This window comes from Massilia aerilata (assembly GCF_042656905.1).
GTDB classification, from domain to species: Bacteria; Pseudomonadota; Gammaproteobacteria; order Burkholderiales; family Burkholderiaceae_D; genus Telluria; species Telluria aerilata.
This window is the reverse complement of sequence record NZ_JBHSMZ010000006.1, coordinates 185,593-201,184: the sequence shown is the minus strand read 5'-3', so window position 1 is coordinate 201,184 and position 15,592 is coordinate 185,593. Positions and strand designations below refer to the sequence as shown.

At 66.1% G+C, this 15,592-nt stretch carries 15 protein-coding genes; 11 read left to right on the top strand and 4 right to left on the bottom strand.

Annotated features, from left to right (window positions below; translation table 11 throughout):
• The first annotated feature begins 382 nt into the window (after positions 1 to 382).
• From ACFPO9_RS10075 to ACFPO9_RS10065, 3 genes are all read left to right on the top strand, one after another.
• Entirely contained in the window at positions 383 to 748 is a 366-nt protein-coding gene (locus ACFPO9_RS10075) for a helix-turn-helix domain-containing protein (RefSeq protein ID WP_379770139.1), read from the top strand.
• On the top strand, positions 661 to 1,599 hold the full coding sequence (locus tag ACFPO9_RS10070) for an RNA-guided endonuclease InsQ/TnpB family protein (RefSeq protein ID WP_379770138.1): 939 nt from the start codon (positions 661 to 663) through the stop codon (positions 1,597 to 1,599). Before ACFPO9_RS10075 ends, ACFPO9_RS10070 begins: the two co-directional genes overlap by 88 nt.
• 72 nt (positions 1,600 to 1,671) lie before the next feature.
• Complete coding sequence (locus ACFPO9_RS10065) at positions 1,672 to 2,832, top strand: porin (RefSeq protein WP_379770136.1); 1,161 nt, start codon at positions 1,672 to 1,674, stop codon at positions 2,830 to 2,832.
• A 9-nt stretch (positions 2,833 to 2,841) separates the two neighbouring features.
• On the opposite strand, the gene ACFPO9_RS10060 is transcribed toward ACFPO9_RS10065, so the two are convergent.
• Positions 2,842 to 5,031 carry a TonB-dependent receptor gene (locus ACFPO9_RS10060; RefSeq protein WP_379770133.1) on the bottom strand — a complete coding sequence of 730 codons (2,190 nt, stop codon included), beginning with the start codon at positions 5,029 to 5,031 and terminating at the stop codon, positions 2,842 to 2,844.
• A gap of 93 nt (positions 5,032 to 5,124) precedes the next feature.
• Here ACFPO9_RS10060 and ACFPO9_RS10055 point away from each other — a divergent pair, with 93 nt between their 5' ends.
• The 6 genes from ACFPO9_RS10055 (at position 5,125) to ACFPO9_RS10030 (ending at position 9,456) form a co-directional block, all read left to right on the top strand.
• Positions 5,125 to 6,327, top strand: coding sequence for a PepSY-associated TM helix domain-containing protein (locus ACFPO9_RS10055; protein ID WP_379770130.1), 1,203 nt, complete (start codon positions 5,125 to 5,127; stop codon positions 6,325 to 6,327).
• Positions 6,324 to 6,503 carry a hypothetical protein gene (locus ACFPO9_RS10050; RefSeq protein ID WP_379770128.1) on the top strand — a complete coding sequence of 60 codons (180 nt, stop codon included), beginning with the start codon at positions 6,324 to 6,326 and terminating at the stop codon, positions 6,501 to 6,503. The genes ACFPO9_RS10055 and ACFPO9_RS10050 overlap by 4 nt, the downstream gene beginning before the upstream one ends.
• Before the next feature lie 122 nt (positions 6,504 to 6,625).
• Positions 6,626 to 7,309: a signal peptidase I gene (gene lepB, locus ACFPO9_RS10045; protein ID WP_379770126.1), complete on the top strand. Its 684-nt coding sequence runs from the start codon at positions 6,626 to 6,628 to the stop codon at positions 7,307 to 7,309.
• A gap of 57 nt (positions 7,310 to 7,366) precedes the next feature.
• Positions 7,367 to 8,557 carry a multidrug effflux MFS transporter gene (locus tag ACFPO9_RS10040; protein WP_379770123.1) on the top strand — a complete coding sequence of 397 codons (1,191 nt, stop codon included), beginning with the start codon at positions 7,367 to 7,369 and terminating at the stop codon, positions 8,555 to 8,557.
• Between the two features lie 30 nt (positions 8,558 to 8,587).
• Entirely contained in the window at positions 8,588 to 9,109 is a 522-nt protein-coding gene (locus ACFPO9_RS10035) for an amidohydrolase family protein (protein ID WP_379770121.1), read from the top strand.
• Positions 9,088 to 9,456, top strand: a complete 369-nt coding sequence (locus ACFPO9_RS10030; protein WP_379770118.1) for an amidohydrolase family protein — start codon at positions 9,088 to 9,090, stop codon at positions 9,454 to 9,456. Before ACFPO9_RS10035 ends, ACFPO9_RS10030 begins: the two co-directional genes overlap by 22 nt.
• Positions 9,457 to 9,471: 15 nt before the next feature.
• Here ACFPO9_RS10030 and ACFPO9_RS10025 read toward each other — a convergent pair whose 3' ends face one another.
• Positions 9,472 to 13,605 (bottom strand): CheR family methyltransferase, encoded by a 4,134-nt coding sequence (locus ACFPO9_RS10025; protein ID WP_379770115.1) that lies wholly within the window; start codon positions 13,603 to 13,605, stop codon positions 9,472 to 9,474.
• A 117-nt stretch (positions 13,606 to 13,722) separates the two neighbouring features.
• Positions 13,723 to 14,172, bottom strand: coding sequence for an SsrA-binding protein SmpB (gene smpB / locus ACFPO9_RS10020; RefSeq protein WP_379770113.1), 450 nt, complete (start codon positions 14,170 to 14,172; stop codon positions 13,723 to 13,725).
• Positions 14,173 to 14,239: 67 nt separating this feature from the next.
• On the opposite strand from smpB, the gene ACFPO9_RS10015 reads away from it, so the two are divergent.
• Together ACFPO9_RS10015 and ACFPO9_RS10010 are read left to right on the top strand one after the other, a co-directional pair.
• Entirely contained in the window at positions 14,240 to 14,674 is a 435-nt protein-coding gene (locus ACFPO9_RS10015; RefSeq protein ID WP_379770111.1) for a type II toxin-antitoxin system RatA family toxin, read from the top strand.
• Complete coding sequence (locus ACFPO9_RS10010) at positions 14,664 to 14,957, top strand: RnfH family protein (protein WP_379770109.1); 294 nt, start codon at positions 14,664 to 14,666, stop codon at positions 14,955 to 14,957. Before ACFPO9_RS10015 ends, ACFPO9_RS10010 begins: the two co-directional genes overlap by 11 nt.
• A 55-nt stretch (positions 14,958 to 15,012) precedes the next feature.
• On the opposite strand, the gene ACFPO9_RS10005 is transcribed toward ACFPO9_RS10010, so the two are convergent.
• Positions 15,013 to 15,513 carry a DUF4124 domain-containing protein gene (locus ACFPO9_RS10005; protein ID WP_379770107.1) on the bottom strand — a complete coding sequence of 167 codons (501 nt, stop codon included), beginning with the start codon at positions 15,511 to 15,513 and terminating at the stop codon, positions 15,013 to 15,015.
• Between the last annotated feature and the right edge of the window lie 79 nt (positions 15,514 to 15,592).

The following is a 15,592-nucleotide window of genomic DNA, read 5'->3' as shown; positions in this document are numbered from 1 at the left end:
AGGCTCAGGCACAAGCAGCACGAATACTGCTCAGTTTCTGCACGCTTTTCCGATTCCCGGCTGTCTCTGCCCTTGATGCGCGCTGGGTACGCTTATTGCCTTGTTAGGGCTCCGACAGTAGCACCAAAACCTGCGCAAACCTAACCATGCCTTGAGACAACCGGTCACGCCGCCTGGGCGACACGCGGCAGGTTGTCGCCGGAACATCGTGTGCCCGCCGTCTTACTCGTCGCCCGCCATCATGGTGCGGCAAAAGTGTCCACCATGGTGTTTGCAGAAGTTCCGGTTAGAGATATGCAGGGAGTCATGGTCTTCGCCGCTGGGTGGCCTTACGATCACCATAGAATGATGAACGGAGCGGCCAGGCTGCCGAGACTCGTCCATGCTAATTGCGCATAAGATCACGCTCGATCCAAACAACGTGCAGGCGACCTACCTGGCGCGAGCGGCGGGCACTGCTCGCTTTGCCTATAACTGGGCGCTGACCGAATGGCAGCGCCAGTACGCGGCGCACCAGGCCGATCCGTCTCAACCCCGGCCATCGCAATTGTCATTGCGGCGCCAACTCAACGCCATCAAGCGCACAAAGTTTCCGTGGATGCTCGAGGTAACGAAGAACGCACCGCAGATGGCCGCCAGGCGTTTCACGCCCGGCTCCAGTTGGGCGACGCCTTCAAGAATTTTTTTGCTCACCGCGCGCGTTATCCCACGTTTCGCAAGAAAGGCCAGGACGATCGCTTTAGTTTGAGCAACGACCAGTTCCGCGTCGAAGACAAGCGCATCCACATTCCGAAGCTGGGGTGGGTGAGGATGCGCGAACGGCTGCGTTTTTCTGGCCACATCGTCGCGGCCACGGTTTCGCGCAGGGCCAGCGGCTGGTATGCCAGCATTACCATCGATACGTCGGATCCACCCTTGCCGCCAGCCGAAACCCAAGACGCGGTAGGTGTGGATCTCGGGGTGTCGACACTGGCTACCCTGTCGACCGGCGAAACGTGGGTTGGACCGAAGGCGCTGCGCTCCCTGCTGGACCGCCTGCGCCGCCTGTCACGCGCGCTGTCGCGCAAAGTCAAAGGCTCGCGCAACCGCGCCAGGGCGAAAGCGCGGCTGGCGAAGCTGCACGCGAGGATCGGCAACATGCGCCGGGATAGTCTGCACCAGCTAACCACAGACATCACGCGGCGCTTTCACACGATCGGCATCGAGGACCTGAACGTGAAGGGCATGCTGAGTAACAGCCGCCTGGCGCGTGCCATCGCCGACATGGGCTTTTACGAGCTGCGCCGCCAACTCGAATACAAGGCGGCCCGGCGCGGTGCCGAGGTGGTCGTGGCCGAGCGGTGGTACCCGAGCAGCAAGACCTGCTCCTGCTGCGGATACAAGCTGGAGACATTGGCGCTGGACATGCGTCAGTGGCGCTGCCCCGGTTGCGGAACAGAACACGACCGCGATCTCAACGCAGCCATCAACCTGAAGAATATGGCGGTAAGTTCTACCGTCACCGCCTGTGGAGGGGCAGGCGCTGGCCTCGTGCGCAAGCACGGGGCGAAACCAGCCCCGGCGAAGCAGGAATCCAGCGGCAAAGTTAATTATGGTTAGCCTTGCGTAAGTCTGGGAGAACGGATGCATCGGCCGCTGTGTCGATCCCCCAATCACAACGAGGAGAGCGCGATGAAGAGAATGCTCATGCTGGGCCTGCTTGCCGCTGCCGCCGTACCTCCTGCACAGGCAGTCGACATCAAGGCCGGCGACTGGACCGTCAACGTCGGCGGCAACGTGAATGCCTTTTATACCCTGGTCAGGTGCAAGGGCGACTTCGACAGCGGCGTGGCGCTGGCCGGGCCCTCGCTCGGCTGCGGCGGCGAAGACCGCCGCACCACGATCGGCAACGGCCTGCTGCCGAGCGCCCTGGTGACGAGCGCCACCACCAGCCAGGGCGGCTGGGACGTCAAGGCGCTGATCGGCATCTACGTCGCCACCGCCACCGACAGCGCGATCGCCCAGAACAGCGAGGTCGACATCCGCCAGGCTTTCTTCAGCTTCGGCCGGCCCGACTTCGGCACCGTCAAGCTGGGCCGCGACTATGGCCTATTCGGCTCACATGCCATCCTCGGCGACATGACCATCCAGGGCATCGGCGCGCCGGTGCAGGCCACCCAGCGCGGCCGGGTTGCGCTCGGCCACATCGGCGCCGGCTATGCCTACCTGAACCACTATGGCCAGGTCGTGTACTCGGCGCCGTCCATGCTGCCCTACGGGATCGGCGTCGACGTCGGCCTGATGAGCCCGATTTCCGACACGCCCATCGTCGCGCCCTCGCGCTACGCGGCCAAGTCGACGCCCCAGGTGCAGCTGCAGCTCACCGGCGCCGTCGGTCCGGCCAAGGGCTGGCTGGGTTACAAGACCCAGCACTTCGAGACCGTCGATCCGGCCGCCTTCAACAACTTCCGCATGAACGCCGTCGAAGTCGGCGCCAGCATGGACTACGAGCAATTCTCTTTCCTGGTCAACTTCCAGCGCGGCAAAGGACTGGGCCTGCTGTCGGACGCCGACCAGGCCGACGTCAAGTCGACCCACTGGTTCCTGCAGGCGATGGTCAAGGCGGACGAGCGGCTGAAGGTCGGCCTCAACTACGGCCGCAGCAAGAACAGCGACAACACCCCCGGCACCCTCGGTTTGAAGGAGAACGCCAACACCACCCTGGGCGCCTACTACGGGCTGAACAAGTACGTGACCCTGGTCGGTGAGCTGGGCCGTACGCGCTCGAAAGGCTTCAACGGTGCGTCCAGCCACATGAACGGGATCTCCGTGGGAGGGATCATCAACTTCTGAACGACGACATCAGAAGTCGACGGTTGCCGACAGCGTGATGGTGCGCGGCGCGCCCAGCACCAGGTAGCCGGCGCCCGGATACCCGCCCGCCGAGGCCCAGTAATTGCGGTCGAAGGCGTTGTCGACGCGCGCGCGCAGGGTCACGTCCCGATCATTGAAACGGGTGAGGTAGTTCGCGCCCAGGTCGAAGCGGCTCCAGGACGACAGCTGCTGGGTGTTGGCGGCGTCCGCGTACTGTTTGGCGGTGTAGACGGCGCGCGCGTTCAGCGACAGGCCCGGCAGCGCGGCGATGTCCCATTCGCCGCCCAGGTTGAGCTGGGTCTTCGGCACGCCGATGGCGTCCTTGCCCTCGTTCAGGCCGCCAGCGGTGCGGCGCTGCTCGGCGTCCAGCAAAGTCAGGCCGCCCAGCACGCGCAGGCCCTTGGCCGGCATGCCGAACACCGAGAGCTCCAGGCCGCGGTTGCGCTGCTCGCCGAAGATGCCGAAGACGCCGTTCTCGATGCCGCCCAGCGGCTGCGAGGTCGTGAAGACGGCGGCGCTCATGCCGAGCTTGCCGCTGTCGTATTTCGCGCCGACTTCCTTCTGGCGCGAGGTGGTGGGCGCGAACACCTGTCCCTGGTTGAGCGGCACCGGGAAGCCCGAGGCGGTCGGGCCCTGCTGCAGGGCTTCGGCATAGTTCGCGTACAGCGACAGGTTCTTCATCGGCTTGTAGACGATGCCGGCCAGCGGGGTGTTGGCGCTTTCGTCGTAGCCGGCGTTCTGCAGGCCGCTGCCGTAGTCGTAGCTGGTGTCCTTGATGCGCTGGCGGCGCAGGCCGACGGTGAGGGTCAGCGCATCGTCCAGCAGGGACATCGAATCGGCCACCGCATAGCTGCCGAGGATGGACTTGTGGGTCAGCAGCGGATGCGCCATGTCGCCGCCGGTGAAGAAGCTGGGCGAGGGCGCCGCCACGTCGACCGGGCGGTACAGGTTGGTCGACCAGCCGGCGAAGTCGCTCAGGCCGTAGGCGTTGAAGGATTGCAGTTCGAAGGCCGAGGCGCTGGCGCTCAAGGTATGCTTGACCGGGCCGATGCGCAGCTCGCCGCGTATGCCGACTTCACCGGTCTGGTTGCGGTCGTTGCGCTGGTTGTCGAAGCGGCCCATGTTCAGGCCGCCGTTGTTGTCGGTGGTGGTGGTCGTGGTCAGCGCATTGAACTCGCTGCCGGTGCGCGCGCCGAAGGCGGCCCATGCGACCGCGTTCGGGGCCAGGTCGATCTCGCCGCGCAGGGTGCCGAAGGTGTCGCGCTCGAGCGAGCGGGTCCAGGGCTGGGCGAAGTTGTGGCTGGCGTCCGGGGCCGAAGGCACGCGCAGGCCGGCGCCGACCGTCACGCTGGGGCGGGCGTTGTCGAGCATGTGCTCCTGGAAGCCGGCGTCGGCCGACAAACGATAAAGACGGCCGCGATAATCCAGGCCCACGGACAGCACGTTCAGCTCGCGCGACTCGCGGTCGACCGCGGTGTCGCCCTGGCGGTGCACGGCGTTCACGCGGATGCCGGCGCGGTCCTGCTCGCCGAAGCGGCGTGCGACGTCGAAGGCGCCGACCGCCTGGCCACCCGACTCGATCCCCAGGCTCACCTGGTTCAGCGGGTGGTTGGGCGCGCGCTTGGGCACCAGGTTGACGGCGCCGCCGATGCCGCCGCCGCCCGGCGCGGCGCCGTTGATGAAGCTGTTCGCGCCGCGGAAGATCTCGACGCGCTCGAGCAGTTCGGAGGCGACGAACTGGCGCGGCAGCAGGCCGTACAGGCCGTTGTAGGCCATGTCGTCGGAATTCACGGCGAAGCCGCGGATCACGTACAGTTCCTGGAAGTTGCCGAAACCGCGCGCCACGCGCACCGAGGGATCGTTCTGGACCACGTCGGCCACGCTGCGCGCCTGCTGGTCCTGGATCAGGGCCTGGGTGTAGTTGGTGGCGTTGAAGGGGGCGTCCATGATGTCGGCATTGCCCAGCAGGCCGAGACGGCCGCCGCGCGCGACCTGGCCGCCGGCATAGGCCGAGGACAGGCCCTGGGCCGAGGCATCGGCCGAGGCGCTGACCACGACCGTGGCGATGCCCGGCTGTTCGGCCTGGACAGCTTGGGCGGTTCGGGCTTCCTGGGCCTGGGCGATCGAGGCGGCGAGGAGCAGGGCGGCGGTGGCGAGCGGCGTCAGTTTGCAGTGCATGGCGTGTTCTTCTTTTTGCGTGTGGATGAGAATGATTCGCATTATATCCAGCATGCTTGATTCTGTAAATGAGAACCATTATTATCTAGCCCCATGTCCCCCGTTTCCCTCCGCCGCTGGTCCTGGATCCACAAATGGAGCAGCCTGGTCTGCACCGTCTTCATGCTGCTGCTTTGCCTGACCGGCCTGCCGCTCATCTACACGCACGAGATCGGCCACCTGCTGGGCAACGAGGTCGAGCCGCCGGTACTGCCTGCCGCGCAGGCAGGGCAGTTGGCCTCCGTGCCGCCGCGCGCCAGCCTCGACAGCGTGATCGCCGCGGGCCAGGCGCGCTATCCCGGCAAGGTGATGATGTACATGTCGCAGGAGGCCGACCAGCCGGCCCTGTGGTTCCTGACCATGGGCGCGAATCCGACCGACCCGGACTTCGTCTCGATCGCGGTCGACGCCCGCACCGCGCACTACGTGGCCGAGCCGCCGATCGAAGGCGGCAAGGTGATGGCCTTCCTGTTCCACCTGCATGTCGACCTGTTCGCCGGCGTGGCGGGCAAGCTCTTCCTCGGCTGCATGGGCCTGCTGCTGCTGGTGGCGATCGTCTCCGGGGTGGTGCTGTACGCGCCCTTCATGCGCAAGCTCGAATTCGGCGACGTCCGGCATGGCCGTACCGCGCGCCTGAAATGGCTGGACCTGCACAACCTGCTCGGCATCGTGACCCTGGTCTGGACCCTGGTGGTGGGCGCGACCGGCGTCGTCAACACCCTGGCCGACGTGCTGCTGCAATACTGGCAGGCGACCGAGATCGCGGCCATGGTCCAGCCCAAGGAGGGAGAAATTCGAGGCCAGCCGCCGTTGAAAGAGCTGGCCTCGATGGAGCAGTCGGTGGCGCGCGCCCAGGCGCTGCAGCCGGGCATGCGGGTCGGCTTCGTCGCCTTCCCGGGCACGCCCTTCGCGAGTTCGCACCACTACGGCGTCTACATGCGCGGCGACCAGGCGCTGACGGCGAAGCTGTACAAGCCGGTGCTGGTCGATGCCGCCACGGGCCAGGTGACCGACCAGCGCACGCTGCCCTGGTACCTGAGCACCCTGCTGCTGTCGCAGCCGCTGCACTTCGGCGACTACGGCGGACAGGGCATGAAGTTGCTGTGGGCGCTGCTGGACCTGGCGACCATCGTGGTGCTGGGCAGCGGCTTGTATTTGTGGCTGAAGCGCGGGCGGGCTGCCGTGAAGGCCGGCGCCAAAGCGGCCGCGCAGCCGGCGCCGCAGCCGGCGCTGGTGCGGGAAGGGGAGCCGCGATGACGGGTTTTCGTTCGCTGTGGGGGATGCCGATTTTGCTTGGGGTGCTCACCGCGACCGGGTTGGTGGCGGGGCTGCTGGGGGATGGCTGGTGGGATCTTGTGTCGGTGATCGGGCTCGGGATGCCGGTAGCCGTGGGCGCGTGGCACGCATTTAAGCCGGCGGCCGGCAAAAGGTGAACGCGGGCACCCCGTGCCCACGTCCGCATCCCCATACATACACCCGCTTTAATTTTCTATTAAGCATCTGCACATCAATACCGCGTATAAACCGGAATACAATCAACCCGAGGAGTCCCGCCGTGAAGAACTTCGTGCGCAACAACAAAGGCTTTCTGGCCTTCCTGGTCCTGTTCGGCGTGTTCCGCACCGCGGTGGCGGACTGGAACCCGATTCCCTCGGCCTCGATGCACCCGAACCTGCTGGAAGGCGACGTGGTGCTGGTGAACCGCATGGCTTTCGACCTGAAGGTGCCGCTGACCGACATGGTGCTGGCGCGCATGGGCGAGCCGGCGCGCGGCGACATCGTCACCTTCCGCTCGCCGAAAGACGGCACCCTGCTGATCAAGCGCCTGGTGGCGCTGCCCGGCGACACCGTCGAGATGCGCAACGAGCGTCTCTACATCAACGGCAAGGGCGCCAACTACGACATGGTGGCGGAATCGCTGGACTCGATCCAGGGCGCGACCCTGCGCGCGCTGCAACTGTCGGAATCGATCGAAGGCGGCAAGGGCCAGCGCCGCCATATCCAGGTGCTGCCGGACGTGGTGGCGCCGCGCACCTTCGGCCCGCTGCGGGTGCCGGACGGCGAATACCTGATGCTGGGCGATAACCGCGACAACAGCGCCGACTCGCGCGTGATCGGCCTGGTGCCGCGCAAGCTCCTGATCGGCCGCGCGGAGCGGGTGCTGGTCTCGGCCGACTACCAGGGCAACTGGATGCCGCGCACCGAGCGTTTCGGCATGTCGCTGTATCGCCCCAACTGAAACGCCAACACGGAAACATCGCTACAATCTCGCCTTTCGAGTAAAGCAAGGCGAGAGATGCAAAGACTGTTGACGGTGATCCTGGCCTGCCTGGGGATGGTGGGTGCGCTGGCGATCGATACCTATCTTCCTTCCATTCCCGCGATCGGGCGCGCCTTCGCCGTCGGCCCGGTCGCCGTGCAGCAGACCCTGAGCGTGTTCCTGTTCACGTTCGCGTTCATGATGCTGTTCCACGGGACCCTCTCCGATTCCTTCGGCCGCCGCCCCGTGATCCTGGTGGCCCTCGTCATCTACACCCTCGGCTCGGCCGGCGCCGCGCTGGCGCCCAGCTTCGGCTGGCTGCTCGCCTTCCGCGCGATGCAGGGGCTGGCCGCGGGCGCCGGTTCCGTGATCGGCCAGGCCATCGTGCAGGACCGCTTCAGCGGCGCCCAAGCCCAGAAGATGATGTCCCACATCATGATGGTGTTCGGGCTGGCACCGGCCATCGCGCCGGTGCTGGGCGGCTGGCTGCACGTGCACTTCGGCTGGCGCGCCACCTTCTGGTTCCTGGCCCTGTTCGGCACGCTGATGCTGCTGGTCTGCTGGCGCCTGCTGCCCGAGAGCCTGCCGCGCGAAAAGCGCCATGCCTTCCACGGACTCGCCATCGCGCGCAACTACCTGAAGGTGCTGGGCCATTCGCAGTTCCTGCTGCTGTCGCTGTCGGTGGGCCTGGCCTTCGGCGGCCTGTCGCTGTACATCGGCTCGGCCGCCAACTTCGTGATGGAGATCCTGCGCCTGCCGGAGACCGCCTTCGGCTGGATGTTCATCCCCCTGATCAGCGGCATGGTGATCGGCTCGGCCTGGGGCGGCAAGCGCGCCGCGACGCACGCACCGGCCACGATGCGCGCGATCGGCTTCGGCCTGATGGCGCTGGCCTGCGTGCTGAACGTCGGCTACGCCGCCTGGGCCGGCGACGCCGTGACCGTCCCCTGGGCCGTGCTGCCGCTGATGGTCTACACCTTCGGCCTGGCGGTCGCCATGCCGGCGATCCAGGTGGCCGCCCTCGGCCTGTTCCCGGAAAACCGCGGGCTGGCGGCCTCGATGCTGGCCTTCATCCAGATGATGTCCTTCGCGCTGGTCTCGGGCCTGGTCGCGCCCATCCTGTTCGGCAGCGCCTTCCGGCTGGCCTGCGGCGTGGCGGTCGGCCTCGCCGCCAGCTACGCGGCGCTGTGCCTGGCGGGGCTGGCGGCGCGGGGGCGCCGGCGCTAGACTGGCATCATGAAAATGCCGAAGACCGCCATGTCCAGGCTTGCCCGCCGCCTCGTCCTCGCCGCATCCCTGATCGCCGGCCTGGCCCATGCCCAGACCCCGGTCGGCGACTACCACCAGCACGTGTTCAGCGCGGCCGACATCGCGCTGGCCGGCCCGGATGCCGGCCTGCAGCCGCTGGATGCAAAGGATGTGATCGCGCTGCTCGACGCCGCCGGCATCCGCAAGGCCACGCTGCTGTCGCTCGCCTACATGTTCGGCAAGCCGGGACGGCAGGTGGAGGACGAACTCGCCAAGGTCAAAGCCGAGAACGACTGGACCGCGGCCCAGGCCGCGTGTTACCCCGACCGCCTGGTCGCCTTTTGCAGCTTCAACCCGCTGAAGGACTACGCGATCGAGGAACTGAAGCGCTGCGCGGGCACGCCCGGCATGGCGCGCGGCATCAAGCTCCACTTCGGGAATTCGGACATCCAGCTCGACGACCCGGCCCATGTGGCACGCCCCAGGCCAGGATCTTCATCGAACGGGTCTTGCCGGCGGCGCCGGATGTGACGGTGCAGGTGGCGCACTTCGGCGGCGCCGGCCCGGGTTACGAAGATCCGCCTTCGCGCGAGGCGATGGCCGTGATGGCGGCCGCCGTGGCGCGCCACGATCCGCACACCCGCAATCTGTACTTCGACGTCGCCTCCATCGTCGACCGCGACCGCAGGCCCGAACTGGCGAAGCTGGTGGCGGACACCATCCGCCAGGTGGGGACCGACAAGGTGCTGTACGGGACCGATTCGGCGCAGGGCGGCAACCTGCGCCCGCGCGAATCCTGGGCCGCCTTCCGCAAGCTGCCGCTCACGGAGGCCGAATTCGCGCGGATCGCCGGCAACGTGCCGCCGTATTTCCGCTGAAGCGGGGGCGAAAACCTAGCTTACCGCCGTGCGCCGCTTCAGGCCGGGAATGATGGACAGCAGGCGATCCACCGACAGCGGCTTGCCGAGGTGGGCGGCGAAGCCCGCCTGGCGCGCCGCGGCGATGTCCTGCTCGCGTCCAAGTCCGGTGACCGCCACCGCCGGCAGGGTCGCGTAGCGCGGCATCTTGCGGACCTCGCGCAACAGCCCGTAGCCATCCATGTCCGGCATCGAGATGTCGGAGATCAGCAGGTCGATCTCCTCCTCGCCGAGGATGCCGAGAGCCTGCCGCGCGCTGGTGGCGACGCGCACCTCGGCGCCGTACATCTCCAGCAGCGACTGCATGACCAGCACCGCGTCCTCGACGTCGTCCACCAGCAGGATGCGCAGGCCGGCAATGTCGGCCTGGCCCTCGCCCGTGGCGCCGCTCAGCTCGTGGCCATCCTGCTCGATGAGCGGCAGCCAGACCGAGAAGCAGGCGCCCTTGCCGATGCCGTCCGAACGGGCTTCGATGCGCCCGCCGTGCAGGTTGACCAGTTCGCGCACCAGCGCCAGGCCGATGCCCAGGCCGCCCTTGGCGCGCGTGGTCACCGAATTCGGCTGGCCGAACATGTCGAACACCTTGGCCAGGCTGCCGGGCGCGATGCCTTGCCCTGTGTCTTGGACGTCCAGGCGCATGGCGCCGTCCACGGCCGCGAGCCTGACCTGGACGCTGCCGCCCTTGGGCGTAAACTTGATGGCGTTGCTGAGCAGGTTCATGACGACCTGCTCGAAGCGCACGGCGTCCGCCATCACGACCAGCGGCTGGTCGAGGCCGAAGGCTTCGATCAGCAGGCCGCGGCCAGACGGGTCGGCGCGGGCGACGTCGACGATGGCGCCGACCAGCTTGTCGGCATGGAGCGGCGCCACCGACAGCGCCAGCTTCCCGGTGCGCACGCGCGACAGGTCGAGCAGGTCCTCGATGATCTTGGCCTGGCTGAGCACGGAGGAGCGGATCGTTTCGGCGCAACGGGCGGCAAGGCTCGAGGCCCGCACTTCCGGAATGCGCGACAAGAGGTCGGCGTTAATGCCGATCATGTTGAGCGGCTGGCGCAGTTCGTGCGACATGATGGCGAGGAACTGGTCCTTCATCGCCGCCGCATGCTCGGCGCCGGCGCGTTCGCGGTGCTCCAGGTTCAGCGCTTCGTCGCGCTCGCTGATCTGGCGCAGGCGCTCGGTCTCGTCGCGCGCGATCTTGGCAAAGCCGTACTGGGCGGCGGGTCCGAGCGGGTTGGTGACCCCGCTGGCGTAGAAGCGGCTGCCGTCCTTGCGCAGGTGCCAGCGCTCGTCCTCGGAGCGGCCTTCCTCGCGGGCGCGGCGCATTTCTTCCTCGCGCGCACCGCTCATGCGGTCTTCCGGCGTGAACAGGATGTCGAGGCTACGATCCAGCATGTCGGATTCGTCATAGCCGAACATCCGCTCGGCGCCCTTGTTCCAGCTGGTGACGCGGCCCTCGGCATCCATCGTGATGATGGCGTAGTCGTGGGTGCTCTCCGCAACCATGCGCATGCGCGCCTCGCTGACGCGGGCCTTTTCCTCGGCCTGGCGGCGCGCGCTGATGTCGAAGAAGGTCATGATCGCGCCCTCGATCCTGTCCTCGGTGGTGCGGTAGGGCAGGAGGCGCACGATGTACCAGCGGCCATCGGTGCTGCGCACCTCGCGCTCGACCGGGCGCAGGGTCTCGAAGGTGGCGCTGACGTCGTCGGCCAGCTCGTCGTAGTCGAGCCGGTGGGTCAGGTCCAGCAGCGAGCGCCCGAGGTCGGAGGCGATCACGCTGAAGATGTCGGTCGCGCGCGGCGTGAAGCGCTTGATGCGCATGCTGCTGTCGACGAACAAGGTGGCGATGTCGGTCGAGGCGATCAGGTTGTTCAGGTCATCGTTCGCCTTGCCGGTTTCCTCGACCTTCACCTTGAGTTCGTAATTGACGGTGATGAGTTCTTCGTTCACCGACTGCAGCTCTTCCTTGCTGGTTTCGAGTTCTTCGGTGGCCGAGCGCAGCTCTTCGTTGATCGCCTGCAGCTCCTCGTTCGAGGCGCGCAGCTCCTCGGTCGAGATCTCGGAATGCTCGATGGTCTCCTGCAGCTGTTCCTTGGTGCGCTGCAGCTCGGTCTCGAGCTGGGTCAGGACCAGGTCGTCGCGCGGCGCACCGGGCGTGACCGGCGCCGCCTCGGGCGGGATTTCCTTGAACACGACAAGCGTGAAGTTTTCCGAGCTGTCTTCGTCGTTGAAGGGCGTGACCGTCATGCCGATAATCGTAGCGCGGCCCTGGACGTCGACCATGATATGGCGGCATTCGACACCGGCATTGCCTTGCTGGACCTGGTACAGCGCGCTGCGCAGCTCTAGCCGCAGTTCCGGAAGAATCAGGCTGAGCACGTTGCGCGAGGGCTCGCCGTCGGCCAGCCTCAGGTACTGGCCTGCCTGCTTGGAGGTGTGGACGACGTTCCCCTCGCGGTCCAGCACCACCGAGGGCGCCGACGCCTGCGCCAGCGCGCGCTGGTGGACTTCCGCGTACGAGAACTGGCGGCGCGGCGGCGGGCGCTGGATCAGTTCGGGCAGTCGGCTGACGTGGCCGGACAACTGGGCGCCCGAGTTCATCGTGCGCGCGGTCGGACGGGCGCGGTAGATGCGGTTTTTCTTGTCGATCGGGACGAAGAAATCCGCCACGGCCTCCGCCGATTCGGAGCCACCCAGGAACAGATAGCCGCCCGGCTTCAGCGCGAAATGGAACATTTCCAGCACCCGCGCCTGGACCTCGCGGTTCAGGTAGATCAGCAGGTTGCGGCAGGAGACCATGTCGAGCCGCGAGAAGGGCGGATCGCGCAGCACGTTATGCGAAGCAAACAAGATGCGGTCGCGAATCGGCTTGCGGATGTTGTAGCGCTCGTCATCCTTGGTGAAGTGGCGCCGCAGCCGGGTCGGCGGAATGTCGGTGATGATCGAGGCTGGATAGGCGCCGCTGCGGGCCTGGGCGATGGCGTCGTTGTCGATGTCCGACGCGAATACCTGGTATGGAGGCGGATGCGGCATCTCGGCCGCGTGGTCGTCCAGCAGCATGGCCAGCGAATAGGCTTCTTCGCCGGTGGAGCAAGCGGCAACCCAGACCCTGACCTCGTCGGTCGCCGACTTGTCCTTGAAGAGCTCCGGAATGATGTCGCGTTCGATCGCCTCGAAGGCTTCGCGGTCGCGGAAGAAATTGGTCACCCCGATCAACATGTCGTCGAGCAGCGCGTGGCATTCGCGCGGATCGTTTTCAAGCAGGCTGCAGTAGGCCGGCAGGGTATGCACGCTGCGCACCTGCATGCGCCTTTCGATACGGCGCAGCACGGTGGCGCGCTTGTACTGCTTGAAATCGTGGCCGGTGCGGTTCAGCAGGAGGAAGACGACGCGCTGCAGCGCTTCCTCCGCCAGTTCGATCGTGTTCTGCTGGGGCAGGTGGGCGATCGGGCCTTCGCCATCCCCGGACGGCGGCAGCTCGATGATGCGGGCGTTTTCCCACAGATCGATCAGCTTCTGCGGCATGTCGGCCACCGGCAGCACGAAGTCGACGATGCCGGTGCCGATGGCGGCCTGCGGCATCCCGTCGTGTTCCGCGTCAGCGGGCAATTGCACGATCGTGACGCCGCCTTGCTCCTTGATCCGCGTGAGACCGACGGCGCCGTCCGAGCCAGTGCCCGAGAGAACGATCGCCACCGAGCGCTCCCGGTGCACTTCGGCCAGGGTCCGAAAGAACAGGTCGATGGCGATGTGGGCGCCGCGCGGACGTTCCAGCGCAGTCAGGCCGAGGACGCCGTCGATCATCGTCATGTGCGAGTTGGGTGGGATCACGTAGACGTGGTCGGCCTCGATGTCGACCGTCTGCACGACCTGGGTCACCGGCATGCGCGTGGCGCGCTGCAGGATCTGGTCGGCCGAGCTGTCGTGCCTCGGCGAGAGGTGCAGTATGACCACGAAGGCCATGCCTGAATTTTGCGGCATGTGCTCGAAGAAGCGCAGCAGCGCCGGCAAGCCCCCTGCGGACGCACCGATTCCAACCACCGGGAACTTGAGCGTGCTCGGCACGACGCCGGGGTCGGAGGGAAGGCTGGCGGGACTGGCTGAATCGTGCATGGAGAAGGCCGTTAAATGGTCGAACGGCCAGTGTAGTGCATTCAGCCAGCGAACCGCGATAAAACGATGAAAACTTCATATCGCGGTGGGCGGGCGCCGGGTACGGAAGAGCCGGCCTCAGCGGCGGTTGGTCTTCATCGCCTTCTCGACTTCGCGCTTGGCGTCGCGGTCGCGCTCGGTATCCCGCTTGTCGTGCTGCTTCTTGCCCTTGGCCAGGCCGACTTCGCACTTCACGCGGCCGCCCTTGAAGTGCAGGTTCAGCGGCACCAGGGTATAGCCTGAGCGCTCGACCTTGCCGACCAGCTTCTCGATCTCGGCCTTGTGCAGCAGCAGCTTGCGGGTGCGCAGCGCCTCCGGATGGCTCCAGGCCGAGGTGGCGGTGAGGGCGCTGATGTGGGCGCCGAACAGGTAGAGCTCGCCATTGCGGACGACCACGTAGGCTTCCTTGATCTGGACACGGCCTTCGCGGATCGCCTTGATTTCCCAGCCCTGCAGGACCAGGCCGGCCTCGTAGCGGTCCTCGATGAAGTAGTCGAAGAAGGCTTTCTTATTATCAATAATACTCATGAAATAGCTAAAATGCGCGCGTCGGTTAAACTACTGTTAATCCAACATCATAACAAACGGCTGACAAATGGCAGTAGTGCACAAATCAGTTTTCTTGGGCTATAGCGCCGAGCAAATGTTCGACCTCGTGGCGAAGGTCGAGGATTATCCAAAATTCCTTCCCTGGTGCAATGGGGTGAAGATCATCGAGCAGACCGGGGACAATCTGACCGCCTCCCTGCAAATCAACTTCCACGGCGTCAAGCAGAGCTTTACCACCGCCAACCACAACCAGCGCCCGACCCAGATGAAGATGCACCTGGTGGACGGCCCCTTCAAGATGCTGGAAGCGACCTGGTCCTTCAAGCCGCTGCGCGCCGACGCCTGCAAGATCGACTTCGACATGCAGTACGAGTTCTCCAGCGTGATCCTGGAACAGATCGTCGGGCCGGTGTTCGGCATGATCGCCAACACCATGGTCGATTCCTTCTGCAAGCGCGCCGAGCAGGTGTATGGTGTCTGAGGCTTCACAGGTCCAGGTCTGCGTGGCGTACGCCACACCCAGCGAGGAATTCATCCATCCGATGCGCGTCCCGCCCGGCACCACCATCGGCCAGGCCATCGAAGGCAGCGGCGTGCTGGCGCGCTACCCGGAGATCAGCCTGGTGACCCAGCCGGTCGGCATCTACGGCAAGAAGAAGACGCTCGACACGGTTCTGCGCGAGCGCGACCGCATCGAAATCTACCGCGCGCTGGTGGCCGACCCCAAGGACTCAAGACGCAGGCGCGCCGCCAAGAAAGGGTAGGGTGGGGTAAATCAGTCCGGGGGACTGATTTACGTGCCCACGCACATGCTGAACCTCAACCCGGCACGCAGCCGGCCAACACCGCCCGCAGCCTGAGCAACTCCCGCTGCCGGTTCTCCAGCTCAGGCAACTGCTCGCGTGCATTGCTCTTGTCCCAAGTCCGGAAGCGCGCAGTCTCCATCTGCTCGAGCTTGCCCTGCGCTTCCCGCGCCCGCATGCATTGCATGTCGTGCGCCAATCGCTGTGTCTCGCGCGCCGCCAGCTTTGCCTTTTCTTCTTCCCCGGCGCGCAAGGCGCTGCGTCGCTTGTAATCCTCTTCGCGCTTTTTCCAATCCGGCGCCGCATCCGGCTCGGCGGGCACGGCGGCCGGCAAGGACGCGGCCTCGATCCTGCGCGGCGTCTTCAGGATGCGCTCGGCCGGCGTGCCCGGCGGCGCCGGACGGTCCGAAAACACGCGCATGCCCTTGTCGTCGATCCAGCTGTACTGGGCGTGAGCGGACACGGACGCCAGGGCAAGGGCGCCGGCGCACAGCGGACGCAACCATCGTGCATTCATCGTGTTTCCTCTTGTTATCACCGGCCTGATTTCGCCACGATTCGGAGGCACTGTCAATTCGCGCAGGGGTTCTAAACGG

What these genes read in the sequence shown, in the direction of transcription:
- ACFPO9_RS10075 (WP_379770139.1), top strand. Translation starts at nt 383, where the DNA reads ATGCTAATTGCGCATAAGATCACGCTCGATCCAAACAACGTGCAGGCG.
- ACFPO9_RS10065 (WP_379770136.1), top strand. Translation starts at nt 1,672, where the DNA reads ATGAAGAGAATGCTCATGCTGGGCCTGCTTGCCGCTGCCGCCGTACCT.
- ACFPO9_RS10060 (WP_379770133.1), bottom strand. Translation starts at nt 5,031, where the DNA reads ATGCACTGCAAACTGACGCCGCTCGCCACCGCCGCCCTGCTCCTCGCC.
- ACFPO9_RS10055 (WP_379770130.1), top strand. Translation starts at nt 5,125, where the DNA reads ATGTCCCCCGTTTCCCTCCGCCGCTGGTCCTGGATCCACAAATGGAGC.
- ACFPO9_RS10050 (WP_379770128.1), top strand. Translation starts at nt 6,324, where the DNA reads ATGACGGGTTTTCGTTCGCTGTGGGGGATGCCGATTTTGCTTGGGGTG.
- ACFPO9_RS10040 (WP_379770123.1), top strand. Translation starts at nt 7,367, where the DNA reads ATGCAAAGACTGTTGACGGTGATCCTGGCCTGCCTGGGGATGGTGGGT.
- ACFPO9_RS10035 (WP_379770121.1), top strand. Translation starts at nt 8,588, where the DNA reads ATGTCCAGGCTTGCCCGCCGCCTCGTCCTCGCCGCATCCCTGATCGCC.
- ACFPO9_RS10025 (WP_379770115.1), bottom strand. Translation starts at nt 13,605, where the DNA reads ATGCACGATTCAGCCAGTCCCGCCAGCCTTCCCTCCGACCCCGGCGTC.
- smpB (WP_379770113.1), bottom strand. Translation starts at nt 14,172, where the DNA reads ATGAGTATTATTGATAATAAGAAAGCCTTCTTCGACTACTTCATCGAG.
- ACFPO9_RS10015 (WP_379770111.1), top strand. Translation starts at nt 14,240, where the DNA reads ATGGCAGTAGTGCACAAATCAGTTTTCTTGGGCTATAGCGCCGAGCAA.
- ACFPO9_RS10010 (WP_379770109.1), top strand. Translation starts at nt 14,664, where the DNA reads ATGGTGTCTGAGGCTTCACAGGTCCAGGTCTGCGTGGCGTACGCCACA.
- ACFPO9_RS10005 (WP_379770107.1), bottom strand. Translation starts at nt 15,513, where the DNA reads ATGAATGCACGATGGTTGCGTCCGCTGTGCGCCGGCGCCCTTGCCCTG.